Source organism: Ensifer soli, assembly GCF_041928815.1.
In the GTDB taxonomy this organism is placed as follows: domain Bacteria; phylum Pseudomonadota; class Alphaproteobacteria; order Rhizobiales; family Rhizobiaceae; genus JBHFEI01.
In genome coordinates this window covers 1-2117 of record NZ_JBHFEI010000053.1, presented here as the reverse complement: position 1 = coordinate 2117, position 2117 = coordinate 1, and the positions used below count along the sequence as shown (strand labels likewise).

The following is a 2117-nucleotide window of genomic DNA, read 5'->3' as shown; positions in this document are numbered from 1 at the left end:
CGCGTTGGGGGAAGGTTCACAGGGCTCAATTCTCAATGGAAATTATGCGCCTAACCGGCTCAGTTCCGCGTGCAAACCAACAGACCATTTCACTGCGTTCTATTTATATTACGAAGTGAGTGATATGGTTAAATTTAACACTGACTGAGGCCTCCGGCGGAGTAGACATTTAATGCGAGATCATGCAAGCCAGCGTTAATGGCTGCCATCGCCAAATTTCATCACGACAGCATTTTACCAATCGATATGTTAGGGCCGAAATTGGGGCCGGGATATAACTAGTTAAAATTTCTATATATATTTCAGCATCTTATGCGCGAATTATGGCGGAGAGCCCGGACGAAAGTTCGAACCTCCTGTTCCAGACTCTCGCAGATTGGGAAGACCAACTCAAGCACGCTAATATTGACTTCAAGGCTTTCGACAACGGCTCCTCGCAGACTGGCGGCAATAGCCGTCAGCCCCCGCGCAAAGCGCCCCTAGCTCCGGCACCGCGCTGAGGTGCCGCCATGCCGACAAAACCCAAGCCTTGCATTATACGCGAGGCCAGCACTCCATTTTCAATAAGACTGACGGCGACAGAGAAGGAGACCCTTGTCGCAAAGGCGGGCAGTGTTCCGCTGGGTGCCTTTGTACGCGGCCTGGTTCTGGGCGAGGGTATTTCAGTCCGTGCAGCCAGGACATCTCCGGTGCGCGACAGGGATAGCCTGGGGCAGGTTCTAGGACTGCTTGGCCGGTCGGAATACACCGCCAGTCTTGCGGCAATGGCCAAGGCCGCCGCCAGCGGCAGCCTGCCACTTGAACCGGAAACGGTTTCTGCCATCCGTGCAGCCTGCGAGGATATCCGTGCAATTCGCTCGATGCTTCTGCAAGCGCTCGGCATTCAGGCCGGTGCTTTGACCCTTTCGACACGAGACAGTTTCAACAATGCTGCACGGGAGCCTTCAGCATGATTCTGAAGGGTTCCCAGCGCGGCGGCGCCCGACAGCTTGCCGTCCACCTTCTCAATGATCGCGACAATGAACATGCCAGCCTGCATGCCTTGCGCGGCTTCATGGCTGAAGACCTCCACGGCGCACTGCTCGAAAGCCACGCCGTGGCCAAAGGCACGCAATGCCGGCAGTTTCTTTTCTCGCTGAGCTTCAATCCGCCCAAAGGGGCGGCGGTGTCCGAAGAATCATTCGAACGAGCGATTGAGGAGGCCGAACGCCGGCTCGGACTCGAAGGGCAACCGCGCGCGATCGTTTTTCATGAGAAGGAAGGGCGTCGTCATGCTCATGCCGTCTGGTCTCGCATCGACGCCCGAACGATGCAGGCGATCAATCTGCCGTTCTTCAAACGGCGGTTGAATGAGTTATCGCGCGAACTTTACATCGAACACGAGTGGCGGCTGCCGGACGGGTTACGTCGCGACAAGGGCAAGAGCCCGCTTAATTTCTCGCTTTCCGAATGGCAGCAGGCCAAACGCCTGAAGCTCGATCCCCGCGAGATCAAGGATGCATTCCAGACGGCCTGGGAGCAATCCGACGGTCAGCAGGCATTTCGTCACGCACTGGCGGAGCGCGGGTATTTTCTGGCGCGGGGCGACCGGCGCGGCTTCGTCGCGCTCGACATTCACGGCGAAGTTTTCGCGATAGCGCGGTGGGCGGACATTCGAACCAAGGATGTCAGGATCAAGCTGGGCGAGCCTGATGCGTTGCCGAGTGTCGAGCAGGCTAAAGCCGAGATCGCGGGCAAGATTGACGAAAAGCTGCGCGGCTTTGTCGATGAGGTTGAGCAGCGGTACGATGAACAGATGCAGCCGTTGCTCGCCGCGAGAGCGGCTTTCACGGTAACACACCGCGCGCATCGCGATTGGTTGCGGACCAGGCAAGAGGAACGTCAGGCAACGGAGACGCAGGCGCGAGCCGCGCGGCTGCACAAGGGCCTGCGAGGTCTTTGGCAGATGCTGACTGGCGCGGCGAGGGCAACACGCCGCCGCAATGAAGAAGAAGCTCTGGAATGCCAGAGGCGCGACCGTGCTGAACGGGATGCGCTGGTTGGTCTTCCCCCTGAAAAGTGGTCCTCCGTGAAGTAGGCTATTGAGCCTGAGAGAGGACGTTGGAATGCCCCAGAAG

The 2117-nt window shown here is 58.1% G+C and carries 2 protein-coding genes; both read left to right on the top strand.

The window, feature by feature from the left end; genetic code table 11:
• Nucleotides 1-509: 509 nt before the first annotated feature.
• Nucleotides 510-953 (top strand): hypothetical protein, encoded by a 444-nt coding sequence (locus ACEVQ6_RS23590; protein ID WP_374891482.1) that lies wholly within the window; start codon nt 510-512, stop codon nt 951-953.
• The gene (locus ACEVQ6_RS23585) at nt 950-2077 is read left to right on the top strand and encodes a relaxase/mobilization nuclease domain-containing protein (RefSeq protein ID WP_374891481.1); all 1128 of its coding nucleotides are present in this window, start codon (nt 950-952) and stop codon (nt 2075-2077) included. Before ACEVQ6_RS23590 ends, ACEVQ6_RS23585 begins: the two co-directional genes overlap by 4 nt.
• Nucleotides 2078-2117 lie beyond the last annotated feature (40 nt).

Bases quoted from the DNA above. Each gene is read 5' to 3' on its own strand.
- ACEVQ6_RS23585 (WP_374891481.1), top strand. From the start codon at position 950: ATGATTCTGAAGGGTTCCCAGCGCGGCGGCGCCCGACAGCTTGCCGTC.
- ACEVQ6_RS23590 (WP_374891482.1), top strand. From the start codon at position 510: ATGCCGACAAAACCCAAGCCTTGCATTATACGCGAGGCCAGCACTCCA.